This is a genomic window from Tropicimonas sp. IMCC34043, from assembly GCF_003390845.1.
Classification (GTDB): domain Bacteria; phylum Pseudomonadota; class Alphaproteobacteria; order Rhodobacterales; family Rhodobacteraceae; genus Tropicimonas.
This window is the reverse complement of the sequence record NZ_QMEK01000002.1, coordinates 549758-566775: the sequence shown is the minus strand read 5'-3', so window position 1 is coordinate 566775 and position 17018 is coordinate 549758. Positions and strand designations below refer to the sequence as shown.

The window sequence follows — 17018 nt, the reverse complement described above, 5'->3', positions numbered from 1 at the left end:
CATAGGCCTTGAAGTCGCCGAAATACTTCGTGATCGCAGCCGTCAGCGTCGTCTTGCCGTGGTCAACGTGACCGATCGTACCGACGTTCACATGCGGCTTGTTACGTTCAAATTTTGCCTTTGCCATCGTGGCCTCCTTGATCTTGCGGGTGGCGGGGAGACCCCGCCCTACAGGTGATGGGTAGGGCGGGGTTCACCCCGCCGTCCCGTTATGCGTATTTGGCCTGGATCTCTTCCGAGATGTTCTGCGGCACAGCTTCGTAGTGGTCGAACTGCATCGTGAACTGCGCCCGGCCCGAAGACATGGACCGCAGCGTGTTGATGTAGCCGAACATGTTGGCGAGCGGAACAAAGGCGTTGATGACGTTTGCGTTGCCACGGCCTTCCTGCCCCTGAACCTGACCCCGACGCGAGGTCAGATCGCCGATGATGCCGCCGGTGTATTCCTCGGGCGTCACCACCTCGACCTTCATGATCGGTTCGAGCAGCTTGGCGCCGGCCTTCTTCATGCCTTCGCGCATACACATCCGCGCCGCGATTTCGAACGCAAGAACGCTCGAGTCGACGTCGTGGTACTTGCCGTCGATCAGCGAGACCTTGAAATCGATCACCGGGAAACCGGCAAGCGGGCCGCTGTCCATCACCGACTTGATGCCTTTTTCGACACCGGGGATGTATTCCTTCGGCACCGAACCACCGACAATCTTCGACTCGAAGCTGTAGCCTTCGCCAGGTTCGGTCGGAACGATGACCAGCTTGACCTCGGCGAACTGCCCCGACCCACCCGATTGCTTCTTGTGGGTGTAGGTATGTTCGACCTTGTGACCGATCGTTTCACGATAGGCCACCTGCGGCGCACCGATGTTCGCCTCGACCTTGAACTCCCGCTTCAGGCGGTCGACCAGGATGTCGAGGTGAAGCTCGCCCATGCCCTTCATGATCGTCTGACCCGATTCGATGTCGGTCTCGACGCGGAACGAGGGGTCTTCGGCGGCCAGACGCTGCAGACCGGCAGACATCTTTTCCTGGTCGGCCTTGGTCTTCGGCTCGATCGCGATCTCGATGACCGGATCGGGGAAGGTCATGGTTTCCAGAACCACCGGCTTGGCGGGATCGCACAGCGTGTCGCCCGTGGTGGTTTCCTTCAGACCCGCCAGCGCAATGATGTCGCCCGAAAACGCCTCGTCGATTTCCAGGCGGCTGATCGCATGCATCATCATCATGCGGCCAACGCGTTCGCGCTTGCCCTTCGTCGAGTTCATCATCGAGTCGCCCTTCTTGAGCTGACCCGAGTAGATACGGGTGAAGGTCAGCGAGCCGACGAAGGGGTCGTTCATGATCTTGAACGCCAGCGCCGCAAAGGGCTGGCTGTCATCGGCAGAGCGCGCGACGTCACGGGTTTCCGTTTCGTCGTCCGGCAGGAAGCCCATGTAGGGCTTCACGTCGAGCGGGCTGGGCAGATAGTCGATGACGGCGTTGAGCAGGGGCTGCACGCCCTTGTTCTTGAACGCGGAACCCGCGGTCACCGGCACGAAGCTGAGCGACAGCGTCCCCTTGCGGATCAGCTTGTGCAGGGTTTCGATATCGGGCTCCTCGCCTTCGAGGTAGGCCTCCATCGCAGCATCGTCGACCTCGACCGCAACCTCGATCAGGTTGGCGTGCCATTCGTCGGCCAGATCCTTCAGCTCGTCGCGAATCGGGTGACGGACCCAGGACGCGCCAAGATCCTCACCTTCCCAGACCCATTCTTCCATGGTGACCAGGTCGATGATGCCCTCGAGCTTGTCCTCGGCCCCGATCGGCAGCGCGATCGGCACGGGGATCGCACCGGTGCGGTCCTTGATCATCTTCACGCAGTTGAAGAAGTCGGCACCGATCTTGTCCATCTTGTTGACGAACACGATCCGCGGAACGTGATAGCGGTCGGCCTGACGCCACACGGTTTCGGTCTGCGGTTCGACACCGGCATTGGCGTCGAGAAGGCAGACGGCACCGTCGAGCACGGCGAGCGAACGTTCGACTTCGATGGTGAAGTCGACGTGGCCCGGCGTGTCGATGATGTTGAACCGGAACTTGGTGTCGGAAATGCCTTCGGGGGTCGGATCCTCCTGGCGCTGCCAGAAGGTGGTCGTCGCCGCCGAAGTAATGGTGATCCCGCGCTCCTGCTCCTGCTCCATCCAGTCCATGGTCGCGGCGCCGTCGTGGACTTCGCCGATCTTGTGGGACTTGCCGGTGTAGTACAGGATACGCTCGGTCGTCGTGGTCTTGCCGGCATCAATGTGAGCCATGATGCCGAAGTTACGATATCTCTGGAGAGGGTAGTCGCGGGCCATGGGGGAATCCTCAGGCGTAAAAGTGTATTACCAGCGATAGTGGCTGAACGCCTTGTTGGCGTCGGCCATCTTGTGGGTGTCTTCGCGCTTCTTCACGGCACTGCCGCGAGAATTGACCGCATCGACCAGCTCGCCGGCCAGCCGCTCTTCCATCGTGTTCTCGTTGCGGCCACGGGCTGCGTTGATGAGCCAGCGGATCGCCAGCGCCTCGCGACGCTCCACGCGAACCTCGACGGGGACCTGATAGGTCGCACCGCCAACCCGGCGGGAACGCACTTCGACCGACGGCTTGACGTTGTCGAGGGCCTCGGTGAACACCTCGATCGGAGAGCGCTTGAGCTTGCCCTCGACCCGGTCGAGCGCGCTGTAGACAATGCGCTCGGCGACCGACTTCTTGCCGTCGGTCATCAGGTTGTTCATGAATTTGGTCAGTACCTTATCGCCATATTTGGCGTCGGGCAGAACTTCGCGCTTTTCGGCAGCGTGACGACGGGACATCTCTGTCTCTCCTTACTTGGGACGCTTTGCGCCGTATTTCGAGCGGCGCTGCTTGCGGTCCTTGACGCCCTGAGTATCGAGCACACCGCGCAGGATGTGATACCGCACGCCGGGAAGGTCCTTCACCCGGCCACCGCGGATCAGAACCACCGAGTGCTCCTGCAGGTTGTGACTTTCGCCGGGGATGTAGCTGATCACCTCAAAGCCGTTGGTCAGACGAACCTTCGCCACCTTCCGCATGGCCGAGTTGGGCTTTTTCGGTGTGGTGGTATAGACGCGTGTGCACACGCCACGCTTTTGCGGGCAGCCTTCGAGGTGCTGCGACTTGGATCGTTTCACTTTGGGCTGCCGCGGTTTGCGGATCAGCTGTTGGATCGTCGGCATTCCGGTTTCCCCAGTCTAGCTTTCTTCTTCTTCTCGCGCGCTCCGCGAGAGGGTGTTCGCAGGTAGGCACCTCACGCGTCCGCAAAGCGCAAAAACCGCTGGCGTTTCCTCTTTCGCGGAAACGACGCGGTGGAAATTCAGAGGATCGGGGCATCAAGGCCCGGATCGTGACCACTTCAGTATGTAAGACAGGTCGAACGGAGTCCCCGCGACCGAGTGGGCGTGCTTTATGGAGAATCGCTGGGGATGTCAACACAAGGCGCAGCGGAAAGCCCCGATCGGCCCGCAAGCGCCGCCGCCAACCGCCCTTGCCCGTTGCAGGGGCAGCCCCCGGGCCGCGGTGCCGAACCCGGTCGGGAACAGGGGTCTTCTGACATTGCGCCCGCTGTCGATCAAGCATCACAGACCTGCGGGGCATCGCCAAGGGCACCCGGCGCTTCACCAAATCCCGGCAAGACCATGCGCCGCCGACGCTTGCCGTTCGCACGATGCCCGGCAAAGCGCAAAAATGGTCTTCCAGCGGACGGCGTTGGCCGCCACAGTCGGAAAGGCACCGGCGCCGCATTTCCGGCGCAAATCGAGCTATGGAGATTGCCATGAAGACACGCCTTGTACTGGCCTTGTTTGCCGCGACCTTTCTGACCGCCGCCTGCAGCGAACCGAAACGCTATCCGGTGACAGGCGAGGCGTGCACCCCGTCCGATCCGGTCAAGGACATATCGGTCGAACAATGTGCGCCAGTCTCGTGAGTCCGGTCTCGTGAGTCCGGTCTGCTGATCCGGGCGCGCCATGAAGATCGCCACATTCAACGTCCAGAACCTGCGGCTGAGGCCGGCCGGGCCGGGCGGCGCGCTTGACGGCGCCCGCGACGGCGATCTGGCGCCCGATACCGCCGCCGGAGCGGAAGGAGAGGACCTTGCCGACCGCCGCCTGACCGCAGCGGTCCTGCACGGGATCGACGCAGACGTTGTGGCGCTGCAAGAGGTCTACGACCGTGCCACGCTCGATTTCTTTCACGACCGCTTCCTGCTGCCGACCGGCATGGCGCCCTATCCGCACCGGATCTGCCTTCCCGGCAACGACAACATGGGGCGCAACCTCGCCCTGCTGAGCAGGATTGCCCCACGCAGGATCGAGAGCCACACCAGACTGGTACCCTCGGATCTGGATCTGACCCCGCCGCCCGGGGTGCCGGCGGACAGACCGATCTTCTGCCGCGACTGCCTCGAGGTGGAGTTGCCGGCACTGTGGCTATACCTCTGCCACTTCAAGGCGCCCTATCCCGACCGCGACCGCGCCACTGCCGCCCGCAATCTCGAGGCCACGGCGGTTCGCACGCTGATCGAACGCCGCTTTGCCGATCCGGCGGCAGCGCGCTGGCTGGTCCTTGGCGATCTGAACGAACCCGACCCGCGCGCGCCGGAGGCCGCGCTGGGGATCGCCCCGCTGCTTGGCGGCTTCAGCGTCGATCTGCTGGAACGTCGACCCAAGGGCCAGCGCTGGTCCTATCGCGATCCGCTTGGTGGCAACTATTCCCGCCCCGATGCGCTGCTGGCCTCTCCCGCGCTTGCCGCAGCCTTTCCCGGCGCCATGCCGCGCGTGGTCCGCGAGGGGCTGGGAGAGGAGGTGGCTGCCTATCCCGGGCCACGGCTGCACGGTGTCGGTCGCCACCGCCCGCACGCCAGCGACCACGCCGCCCTGGCGATCGCCTTCGACGGTCTTGGGACCGCGGGATAGCAAGCACCGTTCCGGCAAGGCGCGGCGGGGTTCGGGTGCTGCACCCTGCGCTCTCTGCCCGCCACACCGGCGCCGGTCAGAGGCCGCGCCGATCGTCCCGCCACGGAGCATCGCGGCAATCCGCAGCGGTCGGCAAATTGGCACCCGGAGGCAATGTCAGGTATGACGGGGATGCCGTGAAAGCGCTTTGAGGCCCCGGACCGCCCGCGTATGCATGGCAGGAAACCTGAACTGGGAGGATCCATCATGAGAGTCGGCATCATCGGTGCGGGCATGGTCGGCAGCACCGCCGCCTATGCGATCGGGCTTCTCGGCGTGGCACGCTCGGTCGTGCTGGTGGACCTGTCGCCGGTTGTCGCGCGCGCCCAGGCCGAGGACATCAACCACGCCATGCCTTTCGCCTCGACCACCCATGTCACCTGGGGCAGCTACGACGACCTTGCCGGTGCCGAGATCATCATCCTCGCTGCAGGCGTCGGCCAGAAACCCGGCGAAAGCCGACTGTCGCTGCTGTCGCGCAACGCCGAGGTATTCCGCAAGATCCTGGGCGAGATCCTTGCCGTGGTGCCGAACCCGATCCTTCTGGTCGCGACCAATCCCGTGGACATCATGACCACGATCGCGTTGCGCCTGTCGGGCCTGCCGCCGCATCGGGTGATCGGTTCGGGCACGATCCTCGACACGGCACGGTTCCGATCCTTGCTGAGCGGGCATCTCGGCATCGCCACCCAGTCGATCCATTCCTATGTGCTGGGCGAACATGGCGACAGCGAGGTGCTTGTCTGGTCCTCGGCCCGGGCGGGGAACATGCATCTCGACACTTTCGCGGCCCATGCCGGCGTGCCGCTGACGGACGAATTCAAGGCCGAGATCGACCACGGGGTGCGCAACGCCGCCTATTCGATCATCGAAGGCAAGGGGGCGACCTTCTATGGCATCGGCGCCGGCCTCGCCCGGCTGGTCGCCGCGATCTCGCGCGACCAGCGCATCGTGCTGTCAGTCTCGACCGAAACCGAGGGCATTGCCGGCCTGCCCCGCACCGCCTATTCGGTGCCGCGGATCATCGGCCGCGACGGGGTCGAACTGGATCTGGCACCGACGCTCGACGAGGCCGAACATGGCGCGCTGGCAGCCAGCGTGAAGGTCCTGAAGGACACTGTCGACGCGCTGTGACCGGGCCTGCGTAACGGGCCGCACCGGCCACGCGCTCGGCGCGATACGCCATGCCGCGGCAGCACTCGGCTGGGGCGCGGGCCTTCTCGACCGGATCGACCACGCGAGCCTCGGCGCGATTCCGGGGACCGGCCAGGCCGGGGGGGGGGGGGGCGACCGACCTTGCGTCAGGTACTGCCGGTGCCTACCGGCCCGTCAAGCACCGATCCGCGCCACCCCGTCGATGGCAGGCTGCGGCGTCTTTGGGTCATCCGGAGCAACACGCAGCGCCCGCAGCGCATTCAGGATCACGGCGACGTCGATCACCTCCTGCAGCAGTGCGCCCTGCACCGGCGTCAGATAGCCGTAGGCCGCCGCGATCATGCCCGCGACCGACAGCCCGATCCCCGCGACCACGCTTTCGACGGCAATGCGCCGCGACGCCCGTGCGATCTCGATCCCCCGCCCGAGCCGGTCGAGCTGATCGACCAGCAGCACGACGTCGGCCGCTTCGGCCGAGGCGGCCGCGCCGCGCGCCCCCATGGCCACGCCGACGTCCGCGGCGGCGAGTGCGGGCGCATCGTTGACGCCATCGCCCACCATCATCACCGGGCCGTTCTTGCGCTCGGCCAGGACCACATCGACCTTCTTGTCCGGTGTCAGGCCGGCATGAATGCCGTCGAAACCAAGGCCCTCGGTCACGCGATTTGCCACTTCGGCACGGTCGCCCGTGGCCAGCAGGATACGCTCGACCCCCTGTTGGCGCAGCCCGGCCAACATGGCACCTGTGCCTTCCCGCAGCGGATCGGCCATGACGAGGTGCCCTGCCACCTGACCGTCGACCGCAACGGCGACAAGGACAGATCCCGCCTCCCGCGCCGGATGCGCGGCGCCGCTGTGCCCGACGCGGCCGGTCACAAAGTCGTCGCCACCCACGATGACCTTGCGCCCCTCGACGGTTCCGACGACGCCTTCGCCGGGGATCTCGGCAACGTCCGAGGGCACGGCAAGCGAAAGGCCCCGCACCTTTGCGGCCGCCACGATGGCCTGCGCGACGGGATGTTTCGATGCCTGATCGAGCGCGCCGGCAAGGCGCAGGATGTCGTCCTCGGGCAGGTCCCCCTGGCTGTCGATCGCGACGATCTGCGGGCGCCCGTCGGTCAAAGTGCCGGTCTTGTCCAGGATCAGGGTCCGGACACGCGCCATCGCCTCGAGCGGTCCGGCGCCCTTGATCAAAACACCGAAATGCGCCGCCCGCGACAGGCCCGCGACCAGCGCGACCGGCACGGCAAGGATCAGCGGACAGGGCGTTGCCACCACCAGCACCGCAACCGCCCGGATCGGATCGCCGGTCGCCCACCAGGCAGCCGTGGCAATGGCGACCGTGACGGCCAGAAATCCCAGCGACCAGCGGTCGGCCAGCCGCGCCATCGGCGCCTTCGAGCGCTGCGCCTCTTCGACCAGCCGGACGATCCCGGCATAGGTGCTTTCCCTCGCAAGCCGAGTCGCCCTCAGATCGAAGGCCTCACCCGCGTTGGTCGATCCGCTCATTGCCTCGGCCCCTCGGGGAGAGCGGGCGGGCAGCGATTCGCCCGTCAGCGGCGAGGTGTCGAGAAAGGCCGTGTCCGACACAATCAGCCCGTCCACCGGCAGGATATCGCCCTGTCGGATCAGCAGCAGATCGCCCGGTTGAATGTCATCGAGATGCACATCCTCGAGACCGCCATCGCGGTGACGGGTTGCGGTGCGCGGGACCCGCGACAGCAGGTCGTGCATTTCGCGCCGCGCGCGGCCCTCGGCGAAGCTTTCAAGGAAGGTCCCGCCCGAATACATCACGGCGACCACCGCCGCCGCCAGCGTCTCGCCAAAAACAAGCGCCGCGGTCATCGACAAGGCCGCCACGATATCGAGCCCGACCTCCCCGCGCGCGAGGCTGCGCAGGATCTCGACTGCAAGGGCCACAAGAACGGGGACCACCCCGACGAACCAGGCGATGCCGGCCAGATCGGCCCTGCCAATCGTGTATAGGACGAGTCCCGCCACAAGGCCTGCAAGGGCAATGCCCAGAAGCGCCCTCTTCAGCCGGTCGGTACTTGTATGTTCCATCCTGCTCAACTCCACCCGGCCAAGGCGATGGCCGAAGGTTCATCGGGAACGGGGCGTCCGACTCCCCGGGACATTCGCGTCACCCGCGCGCACCTGCGCACAAGAGCGGGCGGCCGTCGATCACGCATTGCAGCGCGGGCCTGCCGCCTGCGCCGGGACGGCACGGCGAAAGCGTGGCCTGCCAGACCCGCTGGAAGAACGCCCGGTCGAGATAACCATAAGGCCATCGGTGAACTCCTGAAGAACTTTCCAAACCATGGCCCCAGCGAAGCCAGCGATACGCCGGATTGACGTGCCATACCGGGTCACAGCCCGCCTTCGACCGGCAACAAGACGGTTGCCTCAAACCCCGCCGTGGATCCTGACCGCGGCGACATCAGGGTCAGCGGGCGTCCGATGCGTTCGGCAATCGCAGCAACGATGGCGAGACCAAGTCCGCTGCCGTCCGTCCGGGTTCCGGCGCGTTCAAAGCGCGCGGTCAGCCGGGCCAGTGCCTCGGGCGCGACGACCGGCCCGTCGTTCGACACCGTGAACGATCCGTCTTCCGCCAGAGCAACCTCGATCGGCGCGTCGTCGGACCCGTGGCGCAGCGCATTCTCGACAAGGTTCCGGCACAGGATGCCGAAGGCGTCCGGGTCGAGATCCGACATCACCGGCCGGTCGGGCAGCGTCAGCACGATGCGGCCCGGCGCGGTCGTGCGCGCCATATCCTCGATGATGATGCGCGCCACGATCCGCAGGTCCGACATCTGGTCCAGCCGCAGCCGGCCGCCTTCGGCCCGGGCAAGCTGCATCAGGCGTTCGGACAGGCGGGTCAGGCGTTTCAGCGTTGCCTCGATCTCGGCCGCGCGCGCCTCGGCCGCGGGATCGTGCGTTTCCGACCGCAGCCGCTGCACCTGTGCGATGGCCCCGGCAAGCGGGGTCCGCAGCTCGTGCGCGGCATTGGCGGCAAAGCTGCGCTCGGCGTCAAAGGCGGCCTTCAGCCTTGCCAGCAGACCGTTCAGGGTCGCGGCCATGGGCGCGATTTCGAGCGGCAGGTCCTCGGCCGGGATCGGCGACAGATCGCGGGCATTGCGCGCCGCAAGCCTTTCGCGAAAGCGGCGCAGCGACCCAAGCCCCGCCCGCACCGCGAACACGATGGCAAGCAGCGCGACCGGGATCACGATGACCAAAGGCAACCCGAGGCCGATCTGGATCTCGCGCGCCACCGTCGCGCGGTGGTCCAGCGGCTCGGCGACGGTGATGCGGATACTGCCCTGCAACGCGTCGTCGTTATAGATCCTCAGCGTTCCGGTCTGGCGAAACCCCGGTCCGTCATAGGGCGGAAACGCCGCCGGATCGGCACTATGCGATTGCAGCAGGACGCGCCCTTGCGCGTCGCGGACGATATAGGTGAAGAACTCGTTATGCTCGCGGATCGCGGCCAGACGCTGGGTTATTCCATCCTCATCGCGACCGATTATGTCCACGACCGCCAGCGGCAGCAGCCGCTGTGCGGTTTCCTGCAACATGGAATCGAACACCTCGTCGATCTCGTGGCGCAGGATCAATCCCGTGACCGAGGCGGCAGCGATCCACAGCACCGTCAGGAAGATGCCCAACGTCAGCCCGAGCCGGGCCTGAAGACTGCGCGGCCACCTCATGGCGTGCCCAGACGATAGCCCATGCCGCGCTCGGTCTCGATCACGCCGGCGCCAAGCTTCTTGCGCAGGCGGCTGACATGGACCTCGATCGTGTTGCTCTCGATCTCGGAGCCGAAAGCATAGAGTTTCTCCTCGAGCTGCGCCTTGGACAGAAGCTGGCCGGGGCGGGCCAGAAACGCCTCGAACAGGGCCCATTCGCGGGCGGTCAACTGAACCGACTTGCCGCTGCAGCGAATGCTGCGCGCGGCCAGATCGATATCGAGCGCGCCGTGGGTGATGATCGGGTTCGGGTTGCCGGAATAGCGGCGCGCGACCGAACCGATCCGCGCCGACAGTTCGGCCAGATCGAAGGGTTTCACAAGATAGTCGTCGGCGCCCGCGTTCAGCCCCTCGATCCGGTCCGAGATCTGGTCGAGCGCGGTCAGGATGATCACCGGGGTCACGTCGCCGCGGATGCGCAGGCCTTTCAGGAAACCGATGCCGCGACCGTCGGGCAGCATCAGGTCGAGCAGGATCAGATCGTAGCCCGCGCCATTCATCGCGTCCCCCGCCGCATCGAGCCGGGTAACCCAGTCCACCGACTGGCCGTCGCCCGCAATCTGGTCGCGCACGGCAGCCCCCAGAACGGTATCGTCCTCGATCAGCAGGATGCGCATGACTGTCCCCGTTCTTGCCCCGATGACCCTTCCATGACCCCTGGGACTGACGCAAAGCTGACGTATGCCCGCCTCGCGCTTCAGGATCCCGTCAGCTTCACGTCGCAGAGTCGCTTGAAGATGGCCGCACAAACGGACTTTGGCCCATGAAAATGACACTTACAATTCTTGGCTTTCTCGCCCTCCTGCCCGTCCTCCTGCCCGTCGCCGCGGCGGCCAGGCACGACGACTGCTTTGTGCCGATGGCGGACTGGCAACCGCGAGAGGCGGTCGCGCAGCTTGCCGAGGACAACGGCTGGGTCGTGCGCCGGATCAAGATCGACGACGGCTGCTATCAGATCGACGGCACCGACGCCGATGGGCGCCGGATCGAGGTGACGGTGCATCCGTCGACGCTTCAGGTGATCGAAGTCGAATACGAGGGCGAGCGCAACCGCCATCGCGGCAATCGAGAGGAATGGAAGAACGATGACTGATATGGCGACCCAGGACGCGGTGTCGGGGGGTGACGGGGCACAGCGAACAGTCCGGGTCTGGGACCCGCTCGTGCGCATTTTTCACTGGGGTCTCGTCGCGGCCTTCGCGATCGCGTGGCTGACAGCCGATGAACTGCAGCCGGTTCACGAGATTGCGGGCTATACGGTCGCGGGCCTCGTCGCCTTCCGTATCGTCTGGGGCCTTGTCGGCAGCCGCTATGCGCGCTTTGCGCAGTTCCTGCGCGGGCCGGCCACGACGCTGGCCTATCTCGGCGACATGACGCGCGGCAAGGAACGGCGGTATCTGGGCCACAACCCGACGGGCGGCGCGATGATCGCAGTGCTGCTGATCACGCTGTCGGGCACCGCCCTGACCGGATGGCTGATGGAAGAACCAAGCCGCGTCGCGATGCTGCCCGACCTGCCGCAGATCGTGGCACCTGCCTTTGCCGATGATGATGGCGAACGCGAGGGGTCCGGCGAGGGCGCCAGGGGGGCGCTTTACGAGGCGCACGAAGTTCTGGCCAACCTGATGCTGCTGCTCGTGGCGATGCATGTGGGCGGGGTGGTGCTGGCCTCGTTCCGGCACCACGAGAACCTCGCCCGCGCGATGGTCACCGGCGACAAGCGTGCGCCCGCGGCAGGCGATATCGCCTGATCGCGACCACAGGGCCGATCCGTCCCTTCGGCCCTGCCTGGCCCCGCCCGTCCCGGCGGGGCCTTTTCCTTCCTGACGGCAAGCTGAAGCGGGAATCGCCCCGGTGTCAGGAAGACCTCAGGTGGCCCCCCCAGATAGATCCCAGCAGTCCACAGGAGACCCAACCATGAGAAAGACCCTCACCGTTCTTTTCGCCACAACCACGCTGACGGCGGCCATCGGGCTGCCCGCTTGGAGCGCCGCGCGCGTGCCCCACGATGGCGCCCTGCCCCGCCCCTTTGCCGCGATCTTCGAGGACGGGCAGACGGCGTTGCCCCTCGTCCTGGTCGACGGCCATGACGACGACGATCACGGCCACCGCAAGGCTTCCCGCAGTGACCACGACGACGACGACGATGACGATTGCGATGATGACGACGACGACGATTGCGGCGGCAGCGCGGGCAACGCGGCGCCGGCCGGCACCGTCGCGCCGCCGCAGAACGGGCTTTTCGGCACCGGTGCGCCACCGCAGGTCAAGGTGAACTGAACTCCGCCATGCAGCGGCGGAAATGCATCCGCCAAACGTTAAAGATATATCTTGGAAGGGGTACGCCCATGAAATCCACTTTCGCAATGCTCGCGCTGACCACGGCGCTGACGCTTCCCGGCATTGCCACGGCTCGCCCGGTCACGATGACCACAACGCTCACCAACTATGGCGGCGACGGCGCCTATCTGGCGCTTTATGTCACCGACCCGCAGGGGGCCTATGCCGGCAGCCTCTGGATGGCCGGTGGCAAATCGAAATACTACAAGCACCTGACCGACTGGTATCGCTTTACCGGCGGCAACACCTCCCAGATCAACGGCATCACCGGCGCCAGCGTCGGCGCCGGCCGGACGCTCGAGATCACGCTCGATCTGGCGGATGCGCTGTTCGACGCGGGCTATACCCTGCACATCGACGCGGCGGTCGAGGACATGCGCGACAGCCCGAACGAGGTTGCCGTGCCGCTGACGACGCAGGGTGCCGGAACCCCGGTCAAAGGGCGCAGGTACGTCGCCGATTTCAGCTACGGCATGTGAGAGGGAAGCAGGGTCATGATCCGCATGCTCCATCGTTGGCCGGGTCTTCTTGCCATGGCTCTGCTCATCGTGCTCGCGCTCAGCGGGGCCGTGCTGTCGGTGTTTCCGGCGGCAGAGCGCATTCTGGCCCCACAGGCCGAAACCGGGCTGAGCGTGGCGGACCTCGCCACGCGCATCCAAGGGGTCTATCCGGGTGTCGAACAGATCCGGCGCGCGCCTTCGGGGCGGATCACGGCGTACTGGTTCGATGACGGCACACCGGGGGCGGCTGTCATCGATCCGGCGACGGGCCAGGGCGTCGCCTCGGCCGACCCGAGCCAGGTCCAGCGCTGGCTGACCAAACTGCATCGCTCGCTGTTTCTGGGCGATTCAGGACGGATCGCGATGGCGGCGGCCGCAGCCGCGATGTTCGTTCTGGCGCTGTCTGGTACGGTGCTGGTCACGCGGCGTGCGGGTGGCTGGCGGCGCTGGTTCGCGCCGCTCCGCGGTCCGCTTGCCGGACGGCTGCATGTCGAGATCGCCCGCGTCTCGGTATTGGGCCTTGTGCTGTCCTCGCTGACCGCGCTGTGGATGACCGCCTCCACCTTCGGCCTGCTGCCCGACGAGGCCGTTACACCCGCCTTTCCGGCCGCGGTCAGCGGCGAGACCGGCGTGGCGTTGAGCGCGCTCGATCTGCTGGGGACGACCCCGGTGGCCGAGCTGCGCGAGCTGAGCTTCCCCTATCCCGGTGACGCGACCGACGTTTTCACCCTGACGACCGACCGCGGCACCGGATACCTCGATCAGGGCAACGGCGCGCTGCTTGAATGGGCCGATCTGGCCGGATGGCCGCGCGTGACCGAGACGATCTATATGCTGCACACAGGTCAGGGCGCCGCGGTGCTCGGGCTCGTGCTGGGACTGATGGCGCTTGGCGTGCCGACGATGGCGGTGACCGGGGCGCTGCTGTGGTGGGCCCGGCGGCGCAGCCGGCCGCGGATCCGCGGCAACCAGCCCGCCGCGAAAGCCGGAACCATCGTGCTGGTCGGCAGCGAGGGTGGCAGCACCTGGGGCTTTGCCACCACCTTGCACAAGGCACTGACCGAGGCCGGGCAGAGCGTCCATGTCGCGCCCATGTCGGCCTTCGATCCCGTCCGCTATGCCCGCGCGGACAGGATCATCGTTCTGGCCGCCACTTATGGCGAGGGCGACGCACCCGCCTCGGCCAAGGGATTTCTCGACCAGTTGGCGCAGCTTGATACCGCGCCCGCCGCGCCGCTTGCGGTGCTTGGCTTCGGCGACCGCAGCTTTCCGGCCTTCTGCGCCTTTGCACGGGCGGTCTCGGCGGCGGCCGAGGCCAAGGGCTGGGCGGAGCTTGTCCCCTTCGACACCGTCGACCGCCAGTCGCCGCAGGACTTTGCCCGCTGGGGCCGCGCGCTTGGGCAGGCAATCGGGATCGATCTGGAACTGGCGCATCAGCCGGCCAAGGTGCAGACAACGGCGCTGACGCTGGTGTCGCGCCGCGACTATGGCGCCGAGGTTCAGGCGCCGACCGCGATCCTGCGCTTTGCGCTTCCGAAACTGCCGCTCTGGCGTCGCCTGACGGTACGCGGGCTTGGATGTTTCCGGGCGGGCGACCTTCTGGGCATCCTGCCCGAAGGCTCCTCGTTGCCGCGGTTCTATTCGCTGGCATCCGCACGCCGCGACGGCTTTGTCGAGATCGTGGTGAAAAAGCACCCCGGCGGGCTTTGCTCGGGGCAACTCATGGCGCTCGAACCGGGCGATACCGTCTCGGCCTTCTGCCGCCCCAACCCGGGCTTCCGGCCGGGCCGCGACCGCACCCCGCTGATCCTGATCGGCGCAGGGACCGGTATCGGCCCGCTTGCAGGCTTCGTGCGCGGCAACTCGCGGCGCCGGCCGATCCACCTGTTCTTCGGCATGCGTCACCCCGACAGCGACTTTCTCTATGGCGACGACCTCTCGGGCTGGCAGGACAAGGGACAGCTTGCGCGGCTGGTCACGGCGGTCTCGCGGGGGGAAAGGCCCCATTATGTGCAGGACGCGCTGCGGGCCGAACGGGCCGAGATCGCCCGGCTGATCGAGGACGGTGCGCGTGTCATGGTCTGCGGCGGGCGCGGCATGGCCGCCGGGGTCGCCGATGCGCTTGCCGACATTCTTGCGCCCATGGCGCTGTCCACGGGCACCTTGAAGGCAGAGGGGCGGTATCTGGAAGATGTCTACTGATCTCGTGCGCCACGCGCTGAACGGGCCTACCATGGGCACCCGTTGGTCGGCGCTGTTCTTTGCCCCGCAGGGGTTCGATCCCGCGCCGGTTCAGGTCGCACTTCAGACGGCGGTGACCGAGGTCGATGTGCAGATGTCGACCTGGAACACCCAAAGCGACCTGATGCGCCTGAACGCGGCGCCTGTGGGAGACTGGCTGTCGGTGCCCGCCCAGCTTTTGCAGGTGCTGCGTCTGGGGATCGAGATCGGGAAGGCCTCGAATGGGGCCTTCGATATCGGCATGGGGGACGCGGTGGCTGCCTGGGGTTTTGGCCCAGAGGATGCGAGCCCCGGACGCATCCGCTCTGCGATGGACGCCGCACGGGGGCCGGCGCAGGAGGCGCTGGAGCTTGACGCCGCCACCGGACGGGTGCGCAAGCTGCGCTCGGTCGCGCTCGATCTGAACGGGATCGCAAAGGGCCATGGCGCCGACCGGCTGGCCGAAACGCTGATGGTGGCCGGCATCGATGCGGGCCTCGTCGGCATCGACGGCGAGATGCGCGCGCAGGGGCTGCGGCCCGATGGCCAGCCCTGGACCATCGCAGTGGAATCGCCCGATCCCAAACGCCGCGCGCCGCATTCGGTCCTGTCGTTGGAAGACGCCGCCGTTGCGACCTCGGGCGACTACCGCCACTGGGTCGAAGTGCAGGGCCGCCGCCTGTCGCACACGATGAACCCGCGCCGGGGCGCACCCCTGGTCGCCTCGCCGGCCTCGGTCACCGTGGTCGCGCGGACCTGTGCCGAGGCCGATGCCTGGGCGACCGCGCTGATGGTTCTCGGTGCCGAGGCGGGCGCGCGGGTTGCGCAAGACCGCGGGCTCGGCGCCCTGTTCCTGCTGCACGATGACAACGGTGGCATCCGGGAACTGGGGGTCGGAACGCTGTTCTCCGATGCCGCAGCGGCGGCCCAGACGCAGACATCCGCATGAACCATTGCATCGGCGGGCGTCGTGTCGCGGGCCTGGGGACGGACGCCCGTCACGCAGACGCGCGCAACATCAGATCGCCTTTCAGAAGCACCCGTTCCCCGTCCGTCCCGTTGCCGTCGTCCGCATCGCCCAGACGCTCCATCATCATCGCCATCGCCCGGCCCGCCATCTCGGCATAGTTCTGCGCCACCGTGGTCAGGGGTGGGCAGGCATAGCGCGACTGTGGATGATCGTCATGGCCCGCGATCCTCAGATCGCCGTGCTCTCTCAGGCCCACCCGCAGGCCCGCCTGCCAGGCCGCAAGTTGCGCGCCAAGGGCGATCCGGTCGTTGGCGCACAGGATGGTGCGGGTTGGCAGCCCCGCCGCGATCAGGGCCTTGGCCTGTTCGTGACCGAATTTCTCGAACTCCCAACTGTGGCTATCGGGCAGCGGCAACAGGTGGGGCCGTTCGCCCGCCCTCTCCATCGCCCGCAGATAGGCATTGCGACGTGCGGCAGCGTTGCGATTGACCTCGGGCATTCCGAGATAGCAGGGCGGTTCGCCCGAGCGGCAGAGATAGTCGACGATCAGACCGAAGCTTTGATTGTTGTCGGTCCCGACAAAGGGCGAGGTGTCGTCGGGCGGCGTATCGACATAGATCACCGGGATCTTCTGCGCCAGCGCGGCAAGGTTCTTGCTGGTCTGCCCGACATCCGAGGGCACGACGATGGCGCCCGCGATATTCATCGACTGAAGCTTTTCGATCGCGCTCGCCTCGATCCCCGGATCGCCGTTCGACGACAGCATGAAGGCGAAATAGCCGGACTTGTCGGCGATCTCCTCGATGCGGCTCGACAGCGCCATATAGAACGGATCGGTCGAACTCGGGATGATGATGCCAAGGACTCGTGCCTGCCGGCGTTTCAGATTGACGGCAAACATGTTCGGCCGGAAGCCGGAGGTGACGATGGCGGCTTCGATCCGGTGGCGGGTACTTTCCCGCACCGATTGCGGATCGCTGAAATAGCGCGAGACCGTTGGGCGGGACAGGCCGACGAAGGCGGAAAAATCCTCCATCGTTCGGATTTCCGGTGTTTCGCCCATGTCGTTCAATCTGTCCTGCCTGTTCCCGGTTTC

The 17018-nt window shown here is 66.4% G+C and carries 17 protein-coding genes; 9 read left to right on the top strand and 8 right to left on the bottom strand.

The window, feature by feature from the left end; genetic code table 11:
• The 4 genes from DQG17_RS12470 to rpsL form a co-directional block, all read right to left on the bottom strand.
• A partial coding sequence (locus DQG17_RS12470) for a GTP-binding protein (protein WP_232829429.1) occupies positions 1-127 on the bottom strand: 127 nt, incomplete at its 3' end.
• 82 nt (positions 128-209) lie between these two features.
• The gene (gene fusA, locus DQG17_RS12465; protein ID WP_116133148.1) at positions 210-2333 is read right to left on the bottom strand and encodes an elongation factor G; all 2124 of its coding nucleotides are present in this window, start codon (positions 2331-2333) and stop codon (positions 210-212) included.
• Positions 2334-2360: 27 nt separating this feature from the next.
• Positions 2361-2831: a 30S ribosomal protein S7 gene (gene rpsG / locus DQG17_RS12460; RefSeq protein ID WP_116133147.1), complete on the bottom strand. Its 471-nt coding sequence runs from the start codon at positions 2829-2831 to the stop codon at positions 2361-2363.
• Between the two features lie 12 nt (positions 2832-2843).
• Positions 2844-3215 carry a 30S ribosomal protein S12 gene (gene rpsL / locus DQG17_RS12455; protein ID WP_116133146.1) on the bottom strand — a complete coding sequence of 124 codons (372 nt, stop codon included), beginning with the start codon at positions 3213-3215 and terminating at the stop codon, positions 2844-2846.
• A 596-nt stretch (positions 3216-3811) separates the two neighbouring features.
• Here rpsL and DQG17_RS21865 point away from each other — a divergent pair.
• From DQG17_RS21865 to DQG17_RS12445, 3 genes are all read left to right on the top strand, one after another.
• Positions 3812-3964: a hypothetical protein gene (locus DQG17_RS21865; protein ID WP_198666098.1), complete on the top strand. Its 153-nt coding sequence runs from the start codon at positions 3812-3814 to the stop codon at positions 3962-3964.
• Positions 3965-4004: 40 nt separating this feature from the next.
• Positions 4005-4952: an endonuclease/exonuclease/phosphatase family protein gene (locus tag DQG17_RS12450; RefSeq protein ID WP_116133145.1), complete on the top strand. Its 948-nt coding sequence runs from the start codon at positions 4005-4007 to the stop codon at positions 4950-4952.
• 246 nt (positions 4953-5198) lie between these two features.
• Entirely contained in the window at positions 5199-6125 is a 927-nt protein-coding gene (locus DQG17_RS12445) for an L-lactate dehydrogenase (protein WP_116133144.1), read from the top strand.
• A 195-nt stretch (positions 6126-6320) separates the two neighbouring features.
• Here the strand turns inward: DQG17_RS12445 and DQG17_RS12440 are convergent, their stop codons facing one another.
• From DQG17_RS12440 to DQG17_RS12430, 3 genes are all read right to left on the bottom strand, one after another.
• A complete protein-coding gene (locus DQG17_RS12440; RefSeq protein ID WP_116133143.1) occupies positions 6321-8210 on the bottom strand; it encodes a heavy metal translocating P-type ATPase in 1890 nt (629 codons plus the stop codon).
• 305 nt (positions 8211-8515) lie between these two features.
• Positions 8516-9853: an ATP-binding protein gene (locus DQG17_RS12435; RefSeq protein WP_116133142.1), complete on the bottom strand. Its 1338-nt coding sequence runs from the start codon at positions 9851-9853 to the stop codon at positions 8516-8518.
• Entirely contained in the window at positions 9850-10509 is a 660-nt protein-coding gene (locus DQG17_RS12430; RefSeq protein ID WP_116133141.1) for a response regulator transcription factor, read from the bottom strand. The genes DQG17_RS12435 and DQG17_RS12430 overlap by 4 nt, the downstream gene beginning before the upstream one ends.
• A 146-nt stretch (positions 10510-10655) precedes the next feature.
• Between DQG17_RS12430 and DQG17_RS12425 the strand changes: the two genes are divergently transcribed.
• The 6 genes from DQG17_RS12425 to DQG17_RS12400 all read left to right on the top strand — a co-directional run bounded on the left by DQG17_RS12425 (position 10656) and on the right by DQG17_RS12400 (position 15901).
• Positions 10656-10985, top strand: a complete 330-nt coding sequence (locus DQG17_RS12425) for a PepSY domain-containing protein (RefSeq protein ID WP_116133140.1) — start codon at positions 10656-10658, stop codon at positions 10983-10985.
• On the top strand, positions 10978-11643 hold the full coding sequence (locus tag DQG17_RS12420) for a cytochrome b/b6 domain-containing protein (RefSeq protein ID WP_232829420.1): 666 nt from the start codon (positions 10978-10980) through the stop codon (positions 11641-11643). Before DQG17_RS12425 ends, DQG17_RS12420 begins: the two co-directional genes overlap by 8 nt.
• 166 nt (positions 11644-11809) lie before the next feature.
• Entirely contained in the window at positions 11810-12172 is a 363-nt protein-coding gene (locus tag DQG17_RS12415; RefSeq protein ID WP_116133138.1) for a hypothetical protein, read from the top strand.
• Between the two features lie 68 nt (positions 12173-12240).
• Positions 12241-12711 carry a DUF2271 domain-containing protein gene (locus DQG17_RS12410; protein WP_116133137.1) on the top strand — a complete coding sequence of 157 codons (471 nt, stop codon included), beginning with the start codon at positions 12241-12243 and terminating at the stop codon, positions 12709-12711.
• Between the two features lie 15 nt (positions 12712-12726).
• On the top strand, positions 12727-14934 hold the full coding sequence (locus tag DQG17_RS12405; protein ID WP_116133136.1) for a PepSY domain-containing protein: 2208 nt from the start codon (positions 12727-12729) through the stop codon (positions 14932-14934).
• Positions 14924-15901 carry an FAD:protein FMN transferase gene (locus DQG17_RS12400; RefSeq protein ID WP_369908025.1) on the top strand — a complete coding sequence of 326 codons (978 nt, stop codon included), beginning with the start codon at positions 14924-14926 and terminating at the stop codon, positions 15899-15901. The genes DQG17_RS12405 and DQG17_RS12400 overlap by 11 nt, the downstream gene beginning before the upstream one ends.
• A 49-nt stretch (positions 15902-15950) precedes the next feature.
• Here DQG17_RS12400 and DQG17_RS12395 read toward each other — a convergent pair whose 3' ends face one another.
• Positions 15951-16958, bottom strand: coding sequence for a LacI family DNA-binding transcriptional regulator (locus DQG17_RS12395; RefSeq protein ID WP_116133188.1), 1008 nt, complete (start codon positions 16956-16958; stop codon positions 15951-15953).
• Between the last annotated feature and the right edge of the window lie 60 nt (positions 16959-17018).

Excerpts from the sequence above, each read along its gene's own strand:
- DQG17_RS12410 (WP_116133137.1), top strand. The coding sequence starts at position 12,241 with ATGAAATCCACTTTCGCAATGCTCGCGCTGACCACGGCGCTGACGCTT.
- DQG17_RS12415 (WP_116133138.1), top strand. The coding sequence starts at position 11,810 with ATGAGAAAGACCCTCACCGTTCTTTTCGCCACAACCACGCTGACGGCG.
- DQG17_RS21865 (WP_198666098.1), top strand. The coding sequence starts at position 3,812 with ATGAAGACACGCCTTGTACTGGCCTTGTTTGCCGCGACCTTTCTGACC.
- DQG17_RS12400 (WP_369908025.1), top strand. The coding sequence starts at position 14,924 with ATGTCTACTGATCTCGTGCGCCACGCGCTGAACGGGCCTACCATGGGC.
- DQG17_RS12425 (WP_116133140.1), top strand. The coding sequence starts at position 10,656 with ATGAAAATGACACTTACAATTCTTGGCTTTCTCGCCCTCCTGCCCGTC.
- DQG17_RS12395 (WP_116133188.1), bottom strand. The coding sequence starts at position 16,958 with ATGGAGGATTTTTCCGCCTTCGTCGGCCTGTCCCGCCCAACGGTCTCG.
- DQG17_RS12450 (WP_116133145.1), top strand. The coding sequence starts at position 4,005 with ATGAAGATCGCCACATTCAACGTCCAGAACCTGCGGCTGAGGCCGGCC.
- DQG17_RS12420 (WP_232829420.1), top strand. The coding sequence starts at position 10,978 with ATGACTGATATGGCGACCCAGGACGCGGTGTCGGGGGGTGACGGGGCA.
- DQG17_RS12445 (WP_116133144.1), top strand. The coding sequence starts at position 5,199 with ATGAGAGTCGGCATCATCGGTGCGGGCATGGTCGGCAGCACCGCCGCC.
- rpsG (WP_116133147.1), bottom strand. The coding sequence starts at position 2,831 with ATGTCCCGTCGTCACGCTGCCGAAAAGCGCGAAGTTCTGCCCGACGCC.
- DQG17_RS12405 (WP_116133136.1), top strand. The coding sequence starts at position 12,727 with ATGATCCGCATGCTCCATCGTTGGCCGGGTCTTCTTGCCATGGCTCTG.
- DQG17_RS12440 (WP_116133143.1), bottom strand. The coding sequence starts at position 8,210 with ATGGAACATACAAGTACCGACCGGCTGAAGAGGGCGCTTCTGGGCATT.
- DQG17_RS12435 (WP_116133142.1), bottom strand. The coding sequence starts at position 9,853 with ATGAGGTGGCCGCGCAGTCTTCAGGCCCGGCTCGGGCTGACGTTGGGC.
- DQG17_RS12430 (WP_116133141.1), bottom strand. The coding sequence starts at position 10,509 with ATGCGCATCCTGCTGATCGAGGACGATACCGTTCTGGGGGCTGCCGTG.
- fusA (WP_116133148.1), bottom strand. The coding sequence starts at position 2,333 with ATGGCCCGCGACTACCCTCTCCAGAGATATCGTAACTTCGGCATCATG.
- rpsL (WP_116133146.1), bottom strand. The coding sequence starts at position 3,215 with ATGCCGACGATCCAACAGCTGATCCGCAAACCGCGGCAGCCCAAAGTG.